The 18,771-nt window shown below is 58.2% G+C and carries 14 protein-coding genes and 1 CRISPR repeat array; of the genes, 2 read left to right on the top strand and 12 right to left on the bottom strand.

Annotated features, from left to right (window positions below):
- Positions 1 to 59 precede the first annotated feature (59 nt).
- A complete protein-coding gene (locus G1C95_RS00070) occupies positions 60 to 950 on the bottom strand; it encodes a gamma-glutamyl-gamma-aminobutyrate hydrolase family protein (RefSeq protein ID WP_169170926.1) in 891 nt (296 codons plus the stop codon).
- A gap of 236 nt (positions 951 to 1,186) precedes the next feature.
- Between G1C95_RS00070 and G1C95_RS00065 the strand changes: the two genes are divergently transcribed.
- Positions 1,187 to 2,074, top strand: coding sequence for a hypothetical protein (locus G1C95_RS00065; RefSeq protein ID WP_169170925.1), 888 nt, complete (start codon positions 1,187 to 1,189; stop codon positions 2,072 to 2,074).
- Between the two features lie 510 nt (positions 2,075 to 2,584).
- On the opposite strand, the gene fruG is transcribed toward G1C95_RS00065, so the two are convergent.
- The 11 genes from fruG to G1C95_RS00010 all read right to left on the bottom strand — a co-directional run bounded on the left by fruG (position 2,585) and on the right by G1C95_RS00010 (position 18,041).
- Positions 2,585 to 3,613, bottom strand: coding sequence for a fructose ABC transporter permease FruG (gene fruG, locus G1C95_RS00060; protein ID WP_169170924.1), 1,029 nt, complete (start codon positions 3,611 to 3,613; stop codon positions 2,585 to 2,587).
- Positions 3,610 to 4,683, bottom strand: a complete 1,074-nt coding sequence (gene fruF, locus G1C95_RS00055) for a fructose ABC transporter permease FruF (protein ID WP_240947347.1) — start codon at positions 4,681 to 4,683, stop codon at positions 3,610 to 3,612. The genes fruG and fruF overlap by 4 nt, the downstream gene beginning before the upstream one ends.
- Positions 4,680 to 6,224 carry a fructose ABC transporter ATP-binding protein FruK gene (gene fruK, locus G1C95_RS00050; protein WP_169170922.1) on the bottom strand — a complete coding sequence of 515 codons (1,545 nt, stop codon included), beginning with the start codon at positions 6,222 to 6,224 and terminating at the stop codon, positions 4,680 to 4,682. The genes fruF and fruK overlap by 4 nt, the downstream gene beginning before the upstream one ends.
- 140 nt (positions 6,225 to 6,364) lie before the next feature.
- Positions 6,365 to 7,360 carry a fructose ABC transporter ATP-binding protein FruE gene (fruE, locus tag G1C95_RS00045; protein WP_169170921.1) on the bottom strand — a complete coding sequence of 332 codons (996 nt, stop codon included), beginning with the start codon at positions 7,358 to 7,360 and terminating at the stop codon, positions 6,365 to 6,367.
- A 237-nt stretch (positions 7,361 to 7,597) separates the two neighbouring features.
- A complete protein-coding gene (locus G1C95_RS12455) occupies positions 7,598 to 9,469 on the bottom strand; it encodes an LpqB family beta-propeller domain-containing protein (RefSeq protein WP_240947346.1) in 1,872 nt (623 codons plus the stop codon).
- Positions 9,466 to 11,334, bottom strand: coding sequence for an MtrAB system histidine kinase MtrB (gene mtrB / locus G1C95_RS00035; protein WP_169170920.1), 1,869 nt, complete (start codon positions 11,332 to 11,334; stop codon positions 9,466 to 9,468). The genes G1C95_RS12455 and mtrB overlap by 4 nt, the downstream gene beginning before the upstream one ends.
- Positions 11,335 to 11,339: 5 nt before the next feature.
- Positions 11,340 to 12,044, bottom strand: coding sequence for an MtrAB system response regulator MtrA (gene mtrA, locus G1C95_RS00030; protein WP_169170919.1), 705 nt, complete (start codon positions 12,042 to 12,044; stop codon positions 11,340 to 11,342).
- Between the two features lie 72 nt (positions 12,045 to 12,116).
- Positions 12,117 to 13,985, bottom strand: a complete 1,869-nt coding sequence (locus G1C95_RS00025) for an AMP-dependent synthetase/ligase (RefSeq protein WP_169170918.1) — start codon at positions 13,983 to 13,985, stop codon at positions 12,117 to 12,119.
- 407 nt (positions 13,986 to 14,392) lie between these two features.
- On the bottom strand, positions 14,393 to 14,692 hold the full coding sequence (locus G1C95_RS00020) for a hypothetical protein (RefSeq protein WP_240947345.1): 300 nt from the start codon (positions 14,690 to 14,692) through the stop codon (positions 14,393 to 14,395).
- Positions 14,693 to 15,113: 421 nt separating this feature from the next.
- Positions 15,114 to 16,109: direct repeats of the CRISPR family, unit length 36 nt; unit sequence GCTGGGAATTAGCATCTGCCCTTCTTGATACGCTTG.
- 129 nt (positions 16,110 to 16,238) lie between these two features.
- Complete coding sequence (locus tag G1C95_RS00015; protein WP_169170917.1) at positions 16,239 to 16,991, bottom strand: ATP-binding protein; 753 nt, start codon at positions 16,989 to 16,991, stop codon at positions 16,239 to 16,241.
- Between the two features lie 6 nt (positions 16,992 to 16,997).
- A complete protein-coding gene (locus G1C95_RS00010) occupies positions 16,998 to 18,041 on the bottom strand; it encodes a Mu transposase domain-containing protein (protein WP_240947344.1) in 1,044 nt (347 codons plus the stop codon).
- 122 nt (positions 18,042 to 18,163) lie between these two features.
- Between G1C95_RS00010 and G1C95_RS00005 the strand changes: the two genes are divergently transcribed.
- Positions 18,164 to 18,771, top strand: a 608-nt coding sequence (locus tag G1C95_RS00005) for a transposase (protein WP_169170916.1), incomplete at its 3' end; no start/stop codon positions are given.

Raw genomic sequence — 18,771 nt, 5'->3', positions numbered from 1 at the left:
CCCACTCAAAACCAAATGACCAATGTAGCCGACATGACTGGACAAGTCACCCAATCAATTTAGCCGTGGCAAGCCGCGACAAACACGTCGAACAGCTGTTGCGAGCGCGGATCGACCTTATAAAGGAATTCGGGATGCCATTGCACCGCCCACAGAAAACGACTGGCAGGCCGGCGAATCGCTTCAACGACGCCATCCGGCGCCTCGGCCATGACTTCAAAGCCTGCGGCGACCTCGCGCACGGCCTGATGATGGTAGCTGTTAACCGCTATCGTCCACTCCCCCGCGAACAGTTCGGCCAATGGCGTGCTCGGCGCAAGCATGACGTCATGTCCGAAGGCATCATAGGGCGGGTTCATATGATGTTCGACAGCGCTGGGATGTTCGCTGGGCAGATCCTGCCACAATGTGCCGCCGAACCATCGGTTGATGAGCTGAATGCCGCGGCATATACCGAATACCGGCTTGTCCAACTGCACAACGTTGTGCAATAGCAGCGTCTCCATTCGATCGCGTTCCATGCTCAGCGCTTCGCTGCGCCCTGTGGCGTCGTCTTCGGCATCTTCGGCATCTTCAGTGTCGTTAGCGCCGCCAGTACCGCCAACATCAATCGCCGAAATGGCCTGGTCGGCAATAACGGCGTTCCCGCCCAATATCGTATTACCAGCCGGCATCGCAATGTCTGTCGCAACCGCACCGCCAGTCGGGCATTCGCGAACCGTCTTCCCCGGTTTCACCCACGGGCCGACGTCCGGACCTCCGGTGAACAGAAATCCATCGAATTGACGGGCGCACTGCTCTATAACGACCGGATCCCCACTCAGCGGCAGCATCACCGGCACGCCGCCGGCACGTTCGATGGCCTCCATATATCCAGGCAGCATCCACAGACTGTCACGCCCATAATCCATCAGTGGGGTCAACGCAATCATCGGACGATCAACGGTCATGCATCCTCCCACAAAGTCATAACTCTCAATAACACCTAACACCAAGCGTAACCGCCCCCACGTAACGAACCCAATACCCTGCCGCTGCGCTAGCCGACCATCATTATCCACAATTGTTGTGCACAACTCAACGCAATCAACTGCATCAATCGATTGCTGTGGACAAGCATGGCAAGCTCGCTCCACATACCCTGTTTTTCGTTTCCTCGACCCCACGAATGCGTTATGGTGCGCTCATGGACGACTACAAACCAGTATCAGCAGCCTCATTGGAGGAGCTTCAAACCTCCACGATGGCAGTCTGCCGCGCATTGAACGTGAGGTACCCGTTTAGCCATACCACCGCGCTCGCTTTGCTGAAGGTCGAGCAGCCCACAACCAACACACTGAATGGCTCCATGCTTCATGCCACGGTTTCCAAACGTAACAAGCTGCACCGCAGAGTCGGTCTGCAGCTTCATTTGCTGTCCACGCTAACCAGCGAGCACATCATCACCATCGACCGCAATCTCCATGTGCTCAGGCCCGAAATGGTCTGGCACCAGCTTGCCGGTTACACCAGCATCGACGAACAAGTGGCGCTGGCCGAATCGATGATTCGGCACAACATTTGCGATATGAAGGATCTGCAACGAACTGTGGCCGGCGAGAAGTTCCCCCATCGCAAGCAGTGCATTCGCGCGCTGTCGTTGGCATCTCCGGGCAGCGATTCCCCTAAGGAAACCCAATTGCGGCTGGTGCTGCTGCGCTACGGAATGCCGGCGATGGTGGTGAATTACACGTTTACCAATCTGCATTACTATTCAGGCAAACCCATCAGCCTTGATCTGGCGATCCCCGAATGGAAGATAGGCATAGAGTACAACGGCGATCATCATCGCACCGATCAACAGCAATGGAGACGCGACAACTGGAAATGGAATATGCTGCGATCCAAGCATTGGGAAATTGTCACGGTCGACCAGCTGGATTTGTCGGATGAATGGCATCAGCAGGTGCTGGCCTGCAAAGTGGCGCAGGCAATTATGAAACAGACAGGCAAGGTGGTGCCGATCCAGCCGCGTCTCAGTCTCGAACAGCTCACCGATAAGCGCAGAAAACTGACACTGATCCGCACTTCCTAGCAGCGCCGCACCAACGCAAGCCCGATTGCAAAGCTAATTCGACCTTCGTAGGTGTCAGCCCCAAGCAACGTTCCAGCATTCATACCCTATAAACCGCAGAAACAAGCCATTTTCATACTATTAATCGTGTGCATGGCAATATGAAGAACACCTACGAATGCGCATTTACCCGCCTATTCGGGCTTCCGTAGGTGTGCGCCAAACTTTCCGGCATACCAGCGGATCATCAAAACCGCGGAAACAAGCCATTCTCATGCGCCGCAATTATGCGCTTGCTGCTAACAGACACCTACGGACGCCGAAATAGCTCTGCAAACGGGCCTTCGTAGGTGCGTCCTCACGCATAATCTCGATGTCATGCCCTAAACGCAATATCATGCCCGAACATCGGCGCAAAAAACGTTTCGGGGCGTGGTCTGGAAGCAGGCCACGCCCCGAAACGCTGAAAGGAAAGGGGAGGAAAGTGTTCAGTTATGAATATTCAGTTATAATTCCGGCACAAGAAACCGGCTATTTTTTATCTCCGCTCAGCGCGGTCACCGCACGCTGCAGGACCACGAAGATCAGGATCATGGCACCCACCACGATGGTGGTCCATTCGGCCGGCACACCGAAGTCGGAGGTCAGCGGGTCGATGATGGAACGGACCAGAGCACCGATCACGGAGCCAAGCACGTAGCCGAAGCCACCGGTGATCAGGGTACCGCCGATGACGACGGACGAGATGGCGTCCAGCTCCCAGCCGACACCCACGGTGTTCTTGGCCGAACCGACGTTGGCCGTGTACACCACGGAAGCCAGGGCCGCCAGCGTGCCGGAGACAAGGTAGATGATGTAGTTGGTGCGCTTGGCGGGCAGACCCATCAGTTCCGCGGAGGAGCGGGAGCCGCCGATGGCGTAAATGGTGCGTCCGGTGCGGGTCTTGTGCAGCAGGATATAGCCGAAGATCACCACGAGCACGGCGATGATGACGCCGACGTTGATCGTAAGATCATGGCTGATCTTGGGACGGTCGATGATCTTGATGTCCTGGCTGATGAAGTCGAAGTTGTTGCCCTCCGGCAGGGTCAGCGAGTCAGTGGAGATCATCGAGGCGATACCGCGGGCCAGGAACATCGTCGACAGGGTGGCGATGAACGGCTGCATGTTGAATTCCTCGATGAGCACGCCGGCCAGCAGGCCGAACACCACGCCGAGCAGCAGCATCACGATGATGGCGACGAACGCCGGCACACCGGCCATGGTCATCTTGACGCCGACAACCGAGGTGATTGCCACGATGGCGCCGACCGACAGATCGATGCCGCCGGTGAGAATCGGCAGGGTCATTGCCACGGCCAGAATGATCAGGTAGGCATGATCGACGAACAGCGACGAGAAGAAGCCAAGTCGGGCGTAGGTGCCGAACAGTGCCTGGCCCATCACGAGCATGAGGATGAAGATGACGACGGCCGTGATGGTCGGGATCATCTGAGGATTGAAGGAGAATCCCTTCGTGGCCTTCGTGGCCTTTGCAGCCTTGCGAGTTGCCGTTGTCATGCTGCCACCGCCTTCGCTTGTTCCTTAAGCGCGCGTTTACGTTTTATTTCAGCGCCGAGGTTATGAATCTTGGGAGCCTGCATCACGCAGATCACGATCACCACGATGGCGAAGAAGGCCGGAGTTGCAGCCGAATCGATGCCGAGGGTGATGATGGTCTTGCGGATCATGGCGATGATCACGGCGCCGAGTGCGGAACCGGCAAGCGAGAACTTACCGCCCAGCAGCGAGGTGCCGCCGATGACGACCGCGAGGATGGCGTACATTTCCAGATCCTGACCGGTTTTGGAGATGTCGACGCGCATCACGGATGCGGTGGCGAACAGGCCGGCGACTGCGGCCAGCAGGCCGGAGATTGCGTACACCAGGAAGAGGATCTTCCTCGGCTTGATGCCGGTCATGCGGGAGGCCTCGGGGTTGATGCCCACGGATTCGATCATCATGCCCATGGCTGTCTTGCGGCAGATAAGCGCCACGATTGCGACGATTACCAGCGCGATGATGAAGTTGGCCGGGATGCCGAGGATGAAGCCGTTGGCCATCCACTTGAGCGGGCCATTGCCGGCGACCGAGCCAGCGTCGGTGTTCTCACCGGAGGTGATGACCTTTGCCAAGCCACGGCCGGCGAGCATCATAATCAGTGTGGTGATGAACGGCTGAAGTCCCAGAACCGAGACGAGCATGCCGTTGAAGCAGCCGATGGCCAGACCGATGAGCAGGGAGAGCAGGATGGCGGCCCACACGTTGACGCCGCTGACCAGCAGCTGCATCGCGGCGGCGCCGGAGACGGCCATCACCGAGCCGACCGACAGGTCGATGCCTGCGGTGGAGATGACCAGGGTCATGCCGGTTGCGATCATCAGGTAGCGCGCGGATTCCTGCAGCACGGTGATCAGGGGGCCTGCCAGGCCGCCGGTGTTGTCATTCCAACGCAGCGACAGGAACCCATCGGAGAAAACGGTGCAGATGACGATAAGAACGAGCAGCGCGACGACCGACCAGGTCAGATTGGAGCCCAGCAGCTTCTTGATAATCGGGTTTCCCGCTTTTTTCTTGGTGTCAGCCATCATGCCTCCTTTCCGGTGGAAATGGTCGTATTGGAGATCGTGTCGACGATGGTCTGCTGAGAGACGGTGTCACCGTTCTCGATCTCGGCGATTTTATGACGGTCCTTGAGCACTTCGATGTTGTCGGAGAGACGCACGACTTCCTCAAGTTCGGAGGAGATGAACACCACGCCCATGCCCTGTTCGGCCAGGTCAAGCACAACCTGCTGGATTTCGGCCTTGGCGCCGATATCAATGCCTCGGGTTGGTTCGTCCAGAATCAGCAGATCCGGGTGGGTTGCCAGCCAACGGCCAATCAGCACCTTCTGCTGGTTACCACCAGATAGATTCTTGATCGGACGATCAGGATCCGGCGGCTGGACGTTGAGCTCCTTCATGTACTTGGCAACGATCTCGTCGGCTTCCTTCTTGGGAATCGGCTTGAGCATGCCACGCGTCGCTTGCAGGGCGATCAGCATGTTCTGACGCACGGTCAGGTCGCCGATGATGCCTTCGTCACGACGGTTTTCGGTGGAGTAGGCGATCTTGTTCTTCAGAGCGGTGTAGGGGTCGGAGATGGAGACGGTCTTGCCCTTGAGCTCGTAGGAGCCGCCGGCATCCGGCTTGTCGGCACCGTACAGCAAACGTCCCAGTTCGGTGCGGCCGGAACCCAGCAGGCCAGCGAAGCCGACAACCTCGCCGCCGTAGATGTCGAGATCCACGGGGTTGATGGTGCCCTTCTTGCCCAGCTGCTTGATCGACACGATCGGCTTTTCGCCGGCATCAACCGCGCGACGTGCCTTCTTGGCGCCAATCTGGGAAAGTTCCTCAGCGCTCTTGCCGATCATCATGCCGATCAGCTCGTTGCGCGGGGTGTCCTTGACCATGACTTCCTTGATGAAGCGGCCATTGCGCAGGATGGTCATGCGGTCGCAGATCTCGTAGATCTGGTCAAGGAAGTGGGAGACGAACAGGATGGCCACGCCCGAATCACGCACCTTGCGCATGATCTTGTACAGATCCTGCACCTCGTTGGCGTCCAGCGACGAGGTGGGCTCGTCGAGGATCAGCACCTTGGCGTCGATGACCATGGCGCGGGCGATGGCGACCAGCTGCTGCATGGCGATGGAGATCGAGCTCAGCGGCGTGCGCGGATCGATGTTCTCCAGACCCATCTGAGCGAGGTACTGCTTCGCCGCCTCATGCGTCTTCTTCCAGTTGATGCCCAGCGGACCGCGCACTTCGTGTCCCAGCATCACGTTCTCGCCCACCGTCAGGTTGGTGCACAGGTTGACTTCCTGATACACGGTGGCGATGCCTGCGTTCTGTGCGTCGAGGGTGCCGTTGAACTGCTGCGGCTTGCCATCCACCACGATGGTGCCGGCGTTGATTTTGTACACGCCCGTCAGGGCCTTGATCATCGTCGACTTGCCTGCACCGTTCTCGCCCATGAGGGCGTGGACCTCACCCGGGAAGAGTCGCAGATCGACACCGTCCAGGGCTTTGACGCCCGGGAATTCGATCGTGATGCCTTTCATCACGACGATTGGTTGCTTGTCTGTCATGTCGTTGCCTTACCAAAAAGGATTGTTACCGTTTTGTGATAATTCGCGCCGATACGAACGATGGTGTGCGGGAAGCCCTGCACACCATCTTGTTCGCGGTTTATCAGTTATGAATTATTTGAATCGTGAGAAGAGGTTGATCAGTACTGACGCTCGCCGGAATCGAGAGCGGCCTGAGCTTCTTCCTTGGTGAAGGTCTTGGAGTCGATTTCGATGTTGGCTTCGACGTCCTTGCCATCCAGGTAATCCTTGACAGCCTGAGCGGTCTCCTTGCCGAAGATCGGGTTGTATTCGATATCGAAGGCGAGATCACCATCGGCCACGGCTTGCAGAGCGGCTTCGGTACCATCGTTACCGATGATGGTCACCTGGCCCTTGAGGCCGGCGGCGTCCACAGCCTGGGCAGCGCCCAGAGCCATCTCATCGTTCTGAGCCCAGATCCACTTGATGCCCTCGGACTTGTACTTGTCAAGCAGGCCGGCGGTCACGGTCTTGGCCTCATCAGTGGACCAGTTAGCGGACTGGGATTCGAGCACCTTCTGGTTGGAGGCGATCTTGGAATCGAAACCAGTCTGGCGATCCTTGACCACGGACAGGCCGGCGATGCCTTCCAGGATGATACCGTTGGCACCATCCGGATACTGCTCGTTGAGGAACTCGGCAGCCTGCTGGCCGCACCATTCGTTGGACGGGCCGATGTGGGAGACGATGGCCTTCTTGGCTTCGGCATCCTTGACGTCCACGTTGCGGTCGACCGTGAACACCGGGATTTCCGCCTCGGCGGCCTTCTTCAGGGAGTCATCCCAGCCGGAGTCCTCGGTGGAGGACAGGATGATCGCGTCCACTTCGTCGTTGACGAACTTGTTGAACGCCTGAATCTGCTTGGACTGATCAGAGTTGCTGGTCGGGGAATAAATCAGGTCGAAGCCGGCATCCTTGAAGGCGTTCTGGATATCCTTCTCATTGGCGGAGCGGAAGCCGCCCTCGGGGCCAACTGCCACGAAGCCGACGGTCTTCTTGCCGCTGTCGGAGCTACCGTTGTCAGCGGCGTCGCCATTGCTGGAGCCGCAGGCTGCAAAAGACACCAGAGCCGCGCCGGAAACGACGAATGCGATGGCCTTCTTCCAATTCTTCATGTTGTACTCCTCCTCGGGTACGTTGCGCAAAGGTCCGTTCCTTTGCCCGATGACGGTTGTCATCTGATGGCTTCCATTATGGTTGGCGGGAACGGGTCGTTCAATCTCAGATGGTAACGAAACCATAACAGCTCGATAACAGTTTGATAACGACGAACCGTGTCTATGCGTGTCTCATATCGGGGGGAAAGTGCTCAACAACGGGGAAGGCTTAGGCATGCTGCGGCGCAGCTCCTACTATTGTTCGCCCAAGGCGACGACCTGGCTGTCGGCAATGCTCCAGGAACCGTCAAGCGTGCCGGACACCGAACGCACGGTTCCGGAATCATCGAGTGCCGCCAATCGGCGAACCTGGGCGATCTGCCCTGCCGCTATCGATACCACGTCGGCATCCGGCAAACGCTGTGTATTTGCCGGGCCGGGCGTAATCTGGCGGAATCCCTCCTGCACAACATCCTGACCGGCTTTGGTGACATACACCAAGCTAAGTTCGTTATAGAACGTCAGCATGGTGACATGGCGCTGCGCACTTACCGTCACGGCATCGCCGCCCAATGCAGTTGGCAGGCCATCTGAATCGCGGGCCACGCCGGTCATCATCACGCTGGCCGATGCATGAGCGTTCTCGGTTGTCTCGTCATTCGTCTGATCCGTTGTATTGGCCTTGTCTGTATTGGCCTTGTCTGTATTGGCATCGTCGCCGGACTTCTGCGCATTGTTCTGGTCGGAAGTCTCCTGATCGGTTTCGACTGCCAGAGCCAGGCGCGCGCCCTCTGGGGAAACCGCCAGCGAAACAATACGGGTCCCCGGATCCAGCCACGATACGTTCAGCACTGCTTCTTTGCCGTTGCGCGACACATGCAGCGTGCGGCCATCCGCGCCAATGCCCCAAATCTCGCCGTCGATGCCCTCGCTGATCGCATTCATATGTTCGCCGGAGAACAGCTGGTTGCAAGACTTGCCATCGGCATCAAGACAATCGACAACATGATTCTCGCGCAATACTGCGCCACCGGTTGCCGAGAACACGAAACCCTTCGCATGCTCGTAGCCAGGCACCTCACCGACGCGCAGCGGGCTTGAGCTTGACAATGACACCACATACCCTCCGGTCAGGGTATAGACGCCATTGCTTGGCAGGCTTTCTGTGCCCAACGTCAGTTCGCTGTCCGCATCCGAATAGTCAACTCCCGCACCCAGCACCTTGATCTGATACTCTGTGCTGCCATCGCCCAAGGTCATGCGAATGCGGCGCACCAACCGCGCCCGCTCCCCCTCGTCGAGTTCGGCGAACGCGCCGTCAAGGTTCACTTCGGCCGTGCTGCCGTCCACTGGAACGGAATTCACGGCCAGGCGCACATCGCCCGGATTCGGGTCGCGCACCACACCGCTGAGCCAATCCGACGCATCGGCGAGCACTTCCTTGACGGCTTGGGTGCGCCAGTTGCGCCAGCTGAGCCAGCGCACATCCGGAATCGCACAAGTGCCGGAATGATCAACCTGATACACCGATACCTGCCGGAATACCTGCTCAAAATCGGCCTTGGAGACCACTACGCCATTGTCGAGCGCGGAAATGCGCCACTGGTTGCTCTCCTTGGCCAGCATATACGTCAGGCTTGTTACCTGCGCACCTTCATAGGCCGTATACAATCCATGCGAATCGAGTTTGCCGACAACTTTCAGGTCGACTTCCACCACCATCGAGCGGTCATCGGAATGCGCCGAACCCATTGCGTTCACACGGCGGCGGATATCCGGAGTACCGTCGTATACCAACGCCGAAATATCGCCATTCCAATCGGCGGCGGCTGCCTTGGTGAGATATTCACGGGCCACTTCATAGCCGTCGGACTGCACGCCAGCCGGCATGGCATCGTAAAATCCACTGACGATATCTTCCGGAGGCGCGTTATCGTCGGGGCCTTCAGGATTGGTGTATACGCGCTGGGTCTGCTGTTCGACGGGTGCCAGCGTCTGCACCATGCCTTTGGTGGGCAGGCCCAGAGGCCCATAGCCGCATGCGGCCAGGGTCAGGCAACAGCTGCACACCATGGTTGCCGCGACGAATCGTTTGATTCTTGGTGCAAGAGTTGCAATCGATGTCATAGTGGTCTTCCCATCATGGTGTCGCGTCGTGTCTCGTCGGTGCCGGAAATGCGACTTTGCGCCACACCGAATCCTCCGGTGATGCGCAGGTCATCAGGGCTGTCGAAAGCGAAATTCAACGGCAGATCTGCATCGGGAACTGCACCTGCGTCGGGATCGCGCGGCAGAATCACCAAAAACCATGTGCCCTCCCCCTTGCGCGAACGCACACGAATGGTGCCGTGATGCAGCAGCGCATCGGTCATGGCGATAGACAGGCCCAATCCCGTTCCCCCGGTGATGCGTGAACGTGAGGAATCGCCGCGCCAGAACCGGTCGAATACATGTTCCAACTGATCCGGTGCCATGCCGGTGCCATAATCGCGCACGGAAATCACCACAGCCTTGCGATTGGCCGCAACGCGCATGTCCACAGGCTTATCATCGGCGAAATCGACGGCATTGGCCAACAGATTGCGCACGATGCGAATCACACGCCGCGAATCGATACGAGCCAGTACTTGCACGTTCGGCAGATACTGGTGAATCAGCACATGCTTGGCTTGTGCGATGCCGGCAACCTGACCGGCAGCGGCCTCCAGCGGCTCGCGAATATCGGTTTCCACCAAATCGAGCGCGGCATAACCGGCATCATATCGGGAAATCTCCAGCAAATCGGCAAGCATATCCTGGAACCTGTCGATCTGGCCAGACAGCAGTTCGACGGTGCGGCGGGCCGCAGGGTCGAAATCGTCCTTTTTCATCTCCAGCAAGTCGCAAGCCATGCGCATGGTGGTGATAGGCGTGCGCAGCTCGTGGGAGACATCAGAGACGAAACGTTTCTGTGAAACACCGGCGGCTTCGAGCTCATCAATGGTATGGCCCAACGATACTGCCATGGCGTTGAACGATTGCTGCAGCACGCCGAGCTCGTCTTTGCGGTTCACCGTCACACGGGCATCGAGATCACCGGATGCCATATTCTTCGCCGCCGCGGCCACATGTTCCACCGGGCGCACGATGCCGCGGATCGCCGACCACATTACCACGCCCACAACCAGACTCAGCAGCACGCATACCGCCAGCAGATTGACCTGAATCTGCATCAGCGATTCCTGCTGCAGGGCATACGAATACACGGCATAGAACTCAAGATTGCCGACTATGCCAAAGTCAAGCATGGTGCCCAGTACCGCACCGGGTGTTGATTCCTGCGACTCATTCGACGACACCGGCAATTCAATGGGCTGGTAAAAAACATTGCTGCCAAGGTTGGAGGCCACGGATGAACGAATATCATCCGAAATCACCCGCTCATAGGTGGGCTCGGTGGAAATCGGCACGATGGCGCGCGACGACGAGTCGCGACTCCATAGGTATATGCCCGCCAGATTCGACGAGCCGTCGGATTGCAAGGTGGAAGCCAGGTCATTCACCAGTTGCTGAATCTGCACGGTTGTGCTCACATCGGCGGCATCCAGACTGGCCTGCGCGCGGCGAACCATATTCGAATAGTCCGCGCGCGACTGTGAGGTGATTTGGGACAGCAGCGAGGCGCGTACGGAAATCAGCGACACCATGGAGAACACCACCGCCACCGCCAGGGTCAATGCCACGGTTAGCGCCACGGTTCTTGCCTGCAGCGAGCGGCGAACCTCGGTGCGGCCGTGGCGAATCAGCCGGCCGAAGCTGAAAGTGCGCGTGCGTGTTCTGGGTTTTGTCTCCAACTTCGGCTGCGATTCTGCATCCGCCGGCGCAAGTTCCGCCCATCCCTGTGCTGGCAGCAGCCATCGCCGAGCCCGTTTGAGGCCTGGCGAAACCTTTGACGTGTCATCAGACGTGTCATCGGGCCGATTGGCCGGATGATCTTCGGCTTGTCCCCGCATCGCCGTCAGTTTTTGGGCGTGACGAACTTATATCCGATGCCGCGCACGGTCTGGACGATCTGCGGATTTTCCGGATCGTCCTCAACTTTGGCCCGCAACCGTTGAATATGCACGTTCACCAAACGAGTGTCACCGGAATTCTCATACCCCCACACGCTTTTGAGCAATGCGGACCGACTGATGGCCTCGCCTGCGGAGGCAGCAAGCATGAACAGCAGTGCGAATTCCATTGGCGTGAGGTTCAGATCGGCACCGTTCTTGGTGGCGGTGTGCTCGATGCGATCGATCACAATGGGGCCGCGCTCGATGCGATCCGCAACGCTCGCCGGGTCACTGGAATCGGATGGCGCGGCGGCCACGCGGAATCGCGCACGAATGCGGGCCAACAGCTCAGCAACCTTAAACGGCTTGGGCACATAGTCGTCGGCTCCGGTCTCCAAGCCGGCCACCACATCAAGCGTGTCTGACTTGGCGGTGAGCATGATAATCGGCACATTCGAGGTCTCTCGAATGCGACGGGCCACTTCGGTGCCGTCGAGGCCGGGCAGCATCACGTCAAGCAGAATCAGATCGGGCTTGACGATGGGAAACATTTCCACCGCACGCAAGCCATCCATGCAGGTGACGGTCTGGAAACCTTCGTTTTCCAGCACCAGACTCAGCATTTCGCCGATGGCTTGGTCGTCATCGACTATGAAAATGGTCGCCATTGGGCGCTCTCTCCTTTACCACTTCTACTACTTCTGCTGATTCTAGCGCCTCTGTTGCTGATGCTGCTCTCGCTACTGCTTCTGCTGCTTCTTGAGCGGCACGTAAATCACCGTATCAATAAGCTCGCGGTAATGCTGCACAATCTGAGCGCGGCGTGTTTTCATACTCGGCGTCAGCATGCCGTTGGCTTCGGTGAATTCGTCAGACAGAATCTCGAACTTACGAATGGATTCAGCGCGCGAAACGTTGTCGTTAGCGGCGTTCACCGCGCGTTCCACTTCAGCGTGCACGATGGCGTTGCCGGCAAGAGCGTTCAGATCAGGCTCCGGCTTGGCTCCCTGAGATTCCAACCAGGCGTTCGCGTCGGCCAAGTCCAAGGTGACCAGTGCGGCCACGAACGGCTTCTTATCGCCGATCACCAAGCACTGGTTAACCACCGGAGAGGTCATGACGGCAGCCTCCAGCAGTCCCGGCGACACGTTCTTGCCACCGGCGGTGATGATGAGGTCCTTCTTGCGGCCAGTGATCGAGATGAAACCATCCTCACTGATATCGCCCAAATCACCGGTATGCAGCCAACCATCGGTGATCTGCTGGGCGGTGACCTCGGGATTGTTGTGGTAGCCCTTGCACACCAGCGGGCCCTTGACCAACAGTTCGCCGTCCTCGGCGATGCCGGCGGTCACGCCGCACATTGGCATGCCGATGGTGCCGATACGGTTGTCTTCCGGCAGGCTCACGCACACCGGGCCGCAGGTTTCAGTCATGCCATAGCCTTCGAGCACGGGCATGCCGATGCCGTTGAAGAAGTGCGAGAGTTCCGCGTCCATGGGAGCGCCGCCGGTGATGGCGAAATCGGCGTTCGGCCCGAAAATGGTGCGGATCTTCTTATACACCACCTGCTCGTAGAAGGCGTGGGCGATGCGGCCGGTGATGGGCAGTTTCTCGCCGTGTTGCTCGGCCCTGGACCAAGCGCGGGCGTTTTCGGCGGCGCGCATGAACAGCTTGCCCGCGATGCCGGAGCCTGCACGCTGGGAAGCGGCGTTATAGACCTTTTCGTACACGCGCGGCACGGCAAGCAGCAGCGTGGGGCCGAAGGTTTCGAAATCCTTGACCATGGTCTTCATATTGGAGCTCAATGCCAACGAAATGGTGCCGGCAAAGCTGAAGAATTCCATGAAGCGGGCGAATACATGGCTCAGCGGCAGGAACAGCAGCAGGCGGCGGTCGGGCCAAGCGCCCGCACGCGGCATGTATTGCAGGGCGCCGAGCACGAGAGCGGCGAAGTTGCCGTGGCTTAATTCCACGCCCTTGGGTGTGCCGGTGGAGCCGGAGGTGTAGACGATGGTGGCCAGGTCATCGCCGTGGGAGGCGTTCTTGTATTCCCAGAATTCGGTTTCGGTCACACTTGCGCCATAGGCCGTGATGGCGTTAAGACCGCCGGCTTCGATAACGAACACATTGCGCAGTCCGGGCACTTCATCGCGCACGGATTCGATTTTGTCGCGCTGCGCGTCGTCCTCGGCGATGGCGAGTGTGACCTTGGCATCGTTGAAAATCCAGCTGACCTGGGCGGCGGAATTGGTTTCGTAAACGGGCACGGTCAGTGCGCCGATGGACATGATCGCCATGTCGAGCGCGGTCCACTCCCAGCGGGTGCGCGAGACGATGGCCACCGAATCGCCCTTGCCAACGCCAAGTCCGATCAGGCCACGGGCCAGCGCGATCACCTTGTCGCGGAATTCCCGAGCACTGTAGGGTTGCCACGAGCCGTCGGCGGCCTTGTATTCGATCATGTTGCCGTCAGGATCGCGCTGGGCGCGGCGGTCAAGCAGATCAAACAGGTTGATGTCGGCGTCGACAGGCTCCTTGAAGGCGTTGGAGAACTGCTTGACGACGTGGGTGTCGTTAACGACCTTATCGGCGATGTTTTCAGTCATACTACTTATGTAACTCCACGGCTGCTACAAACGTCGGGGTAGCGGGTGGTAGTTGACTAATGCCATGGCGACTATCTGCGTTCCGCCATAGGCGACGATCAGGCTTCGACCGACACCTACGTGGTAGTTGACTGATGTTGTGGAGGCTATCTGCATTACGGGTAGTGGATTTACGTGTTTGCGGACATCTATCTGCGTTACTGGTAGTGTGCTTTCGGCTTTGTCTGGAGTACGAGCCTTGAAATTCCGCCAAACATACTCAGCATATGCGTGAATTGACACTACCAGTAACGCAGATAGATGTCTGCAAAGTCTCGAATCCACTACCCGTAACGCAGATAGGACCGATATCGTTCCTGTCGAAACATCATTCTCTTCATCGGGATTATAGAAGCACACGATTTTTGTCATTCACAGCCTACTTTTCGCACTGCAAGTTCAAGCTCTAGATCATGAAGACCATGATAAGCTTTTTCAAGGAAATCTACCGGGACTTTATGTATCACCTGTGCACTCGGCATATTGTAATACCACTGGTAATATGCATAGAATTCACCTATCCAGTCAGGTATAAACCCCGCAAGCGCTTCGCCTGGACGTAATACATATCCTTCGGTTTTACAGAAATACTCCCATAATTCTTCAGCACTCATGGTATTGACGTAAGCCTGCGCTTGGTCAATGCTCTTTCGAGTTTTGCTGTTCATATAAGCATTAATGAAATCGACCGTATCCTTGTCCGGAAACGCAAACGCTACAAAATCGAATAGCTTCCCCCCTGATTTTCCACCACGTCAGCCAAATAAGCTTCAGGATACGCATGCATGTCATCACCCGAATTGCACGCAGGAACAATCCCTTCATAAGAGCTATTACAATACAACAACAAACCCCTCACTTCTCAGTACCTCAGCAAAGCATTAGAGTCAAAGACCAGCAATCATTGCATGACATCGTAATCATCATACCTAACTCATCACTCTCAATGAAGTGCTGGAAAATGGGAATTAGTATCCGCCTGATAAGCTTGCAACAGTGCGAACATGCTTAGCCGTGGTGTAGGGAACTAATTTAGTATCCGTCCTTCTTGATAAGCTTGATTCCTAGCTGCAAAATACTTACAAATACGCTGGGAATTAGCATCTGCCCTTCTTGATACGCTTGGAAACAAACCGAAAGGACAAACCATGGAGCTGGGAATTAGCATCTGCCCTTCTTGATACGCTTGCTCCCAGACGGTCACCGCGCTTTTGTCGGCTGGGAATTAGCATCTGCCCTTCTTGATACGCTTGCGGCGCGAATCACCATCCGCGAGGCCCGGCTGGGAATTAGCATCTGCCCTTCTTGATACGCTTGTTTATCGTCCGTGAAGCAACGAACTATGGCTGGGAATTAGCATCTGCCCTTCTTGATACGCTTGTCCAGAAGCGTCCTTCGCAAGACGATGCGCTGGGAATTAGCATCTGCCCTTCTTGATACGCTTGATCGTAGAAGCAGTAAAACCAAAAATGGGCTGGGAATTAGCATCTGCCCTTCTTGATACGCTTGCCCAGCTCACCCGCATCGCCAGCGAACCGCTGGGAATTAGCATCTGCCCTTCTTGATACGCTTGGAGTCCAATTCATCCACTGACGGGAGACGCTGGGAATTAGCATCTGCCCTTCTTGATACGCTTGCCAACCAAACCAAGGAGACCAATCATCAGCTGGGAATTAGCATCTGCCCTTCTTGATACGCTTGCCATACCGGCAGCGAGACGTATGGAGAGGCTGGGAATTAGCATCTGCCCTTCTTGATACGCTTGCGAAAGCGCCACACGTGGCGTCATTAATGCTGGGAATTAGCATCTGCCCTTCTTGATACGCTTGATGCTGGCGATGGTCTGACGTTGGACAAGCTGGGAATTAGCATCTGCCCTTCTTGATACGCTTGACCACGAGCGGTTGGGCACAATACACGAGCTGGGAATTAGCATCTGCCCTTCTTGATACGCTTGACAAGCAAACGTGGTTCTTCGAGGACATGCTGGGAATTAGCATCTGCCCTTCTTGATACGCTTGACAAGCAAACGTGGTTCTTCGAGGACATGCTGGGAATTAGCATCTGCCCTTCTTGATACGCTTGACTCGCGATTCTTGCCAGTTCGGTTGAGTATTTGTAGCGTTTGAGGTCACTGGTTATTGTGCTTGAAGGCCGGGGGTATGGTGTGGGGAGGCCGGTGGCGGATTGGTTGGATGCCACCGGCCTGTTTGGCTAGTTGTCGAGCGTGGTTTGTCCGTGTCGTTGTCTCATGTTGTATTCGCCGGTGTCGATCCATATCGTGTTGTGCACGATGCGGTCGAGGATCGCGTCGGCGATGGTGTCGCCGCCGAGCCGGTTGTGCCATTCCTTGGTCGCCAATTGGGTGGCGAACGCGGTGCTGGCGGTGTCGTAGCGCAGCTCCATGAGTTCGAGGAGGAAGCGTTTGAATGGTTCGTCGGGTTTGTCGACGAGCCATTCGTCGATCGCGAGCAGGTTGTAGGTGGCGTATTTGCGCACGAGCTTGGGCACGCCGCCCGGCTTGCCCGCCGCCGTCAGGACTTGTTCGGCGAGGTCGGGCATGCGGATGTAGGCCGCGCGGTATCTTCCTCGGCACGCGGATTTCGCCAACGCGCATAATAGGTGAGATTTGCCTGATCCGGTGGCTCCCTGGAACACGATGTTGACCCGTTGTTCGAGGTAGTTGCCGGCGTCGAGGCCGGCGATCGAGCCCCGGTCGAGTCCGCGTTCCTCCATGAGGTCGATGGTTCGCAGGTCGGCCTGGGGGTAGCGCAGTCCGGCGCGTTTGACCAGCCGTTGGATCTTGGCGTCCATGTGGGTGGCGTGCGCGTTGTCGACCGCGATCCTGACCACCTCCGCGTGGCTCAATGGCATGGTGGTCCGTTCGTCGAGGCGTTCGAACGCGGCGAGGAGGTCCTGGGCGTCCATCTCGCGCAGCTTGCGTCTGGTCTCGGTGTCGATGATCATTGCCCGTCACCTTCCCATGTTCGCGTAGTAGTCGCCGCCGCGCACCCAGCCGCCGGTCTCGGCACCGCCGACGCTTCCGTCGGGGATCTCACCGGTGAGGTCCTGCCCGGATTCGAGGATCGGCCTGATATGCGAATGTCTGGGGGAGGCGATCGACCCCAACGCCAATGCGCACGCCTTCTCCAAACGTCGCGCGGAATACCGTTTCGACAGGCGCAAGACCGCCAGCGCGGGTTCGACGCCCTGCTCGTCGAGGCGTTCCATGGCGAACAGTCTGCCTATCACGGTCGCGCAGTCGGGGCCGATCCGGTTCGCCCATCGCTCGCAGCGTTCGCGGTCCCATTGCCTCCACATGGTCTTGCCGGGAAGGTCCGCCTCGTTCGTCGAGTACCGGTTGGAGGCGGTGCCGGGCAGGAGGCGGTGCGTGCAGAGCCTGACGCCCTTGTGCCAGATTTCGAGCGTGTTCGCGCCGATCCTGAGGTCCACCGTGGAGCCGACGTGCGAGTACGGGGCGGAATACCAGTTGCGCGCGTAGGAGACGTGGCAGTTGGCCTGCACCCTTCGGCCATAGACCCAGTCCGCCACCTCGTACGGCAATGGCGGCAACGCGATGAGCAGCGGCTTCTCCTCCGATTCGAACACCGACAGCCGGGATCCGTCGCGTTTCTGGAACGGGCGCGCGTTGTATTCCCTGAGCCAGGCGCGTATCGCCGTGCGCAACTCGTCCAACGACGTGAATTCGCGGTCGCGCATCGCGCCGATCAGCGCCATGGTCGCGTGCCACACGGTGTTCTCCGCGGACGGCTTGTCCTTCGGCTTCCTGACCCGTCCGGGCAGCACGGCGGCGGAGTAATGCTCGGCCATGGCCCGGTACGCGTCGTTCAATACGACCTCGCCCTCACGCGGGTGTCTGATCACGCCGGTCTTGAGGTTGTCGCACACCAGACGGGGCGTGGATCCGCCGAACCAAGCGTACATCGCGATATGGCAGCGCAGCCACTGTCTGTGTTCAAATAATGCTGGTCGGTGTCTGCACTGATTCGTGAACACTTTCTGCGTTCATTTTGTACGGTGTCGGCGGATGGCGTCGGATGCGGATGAGGGCACCGATGCCGGTTCCTTGGTAGATTCCCGAGTGCTAACAACCATTCGAGGTTCTCGGGAGGAAAGGAATGACGACACCGATGCGTGTTCAACAGACTATCAGGCAATTGGAGGCGAAGGGCATGAACCATTCGCGGATCGCCAGGGAGCTGGGTTTGTCCCGGACCACGGTGGTCAAGTACGCCAACAAGGACGACTACTCGCCCCGATCCGGCGGATCGGGGACGGGACGCTCCCTGGTGGACCAGGGCTGGGCCGACATCGTGGACGGCTGGCTTACCGCGGATCTGCGCCTGCCGGTGAAGCAGCGGCACACGGCCGTGCGCGTGCATGAGAGGCTCGTCGCGGAATGCGGTTTCCCGGGCGAGTATCCCTCGGTGCAGCGTTGGGTCCACCGCTGGCGCGTGGCGCACGCGGACGAATCGGACGGCTTCGCGGAGCTGGAATGGGCGCCGGGGTGCGCGCAGGCCGATTTCGGCCAGGCCAGGGCCGTGGTGGCCGGCGTGGAGGTCGTGACGCATTTCCTGGCGGTCTCGTTCCCTTACTCCGACATGCGCTGCGTGGTGGCGCTGCCGGGTGAGACCGCGGAATGCCTGTGCCACGGTCTCGCCGTGGTGTTCGAGCATATCGGCATGGTTCCGCGGGTGCTGGTGATCGACAACGCCACGGGCGCCGG

This window comes from Bifidobacterium oedipodis, assembly GCF_012932425.1.
Lineage (GTDB): Bacteria > Actinomycetota > Actinomycetes > Actinomycetales > Bifidobacteriaceae > Bifidobacterium > Bifidobacterium oedipodis.
Note: the sequence above shows the minus strand (reverse complement) of the source record. Positions and strands in the feature narration are given on the sequence as shown.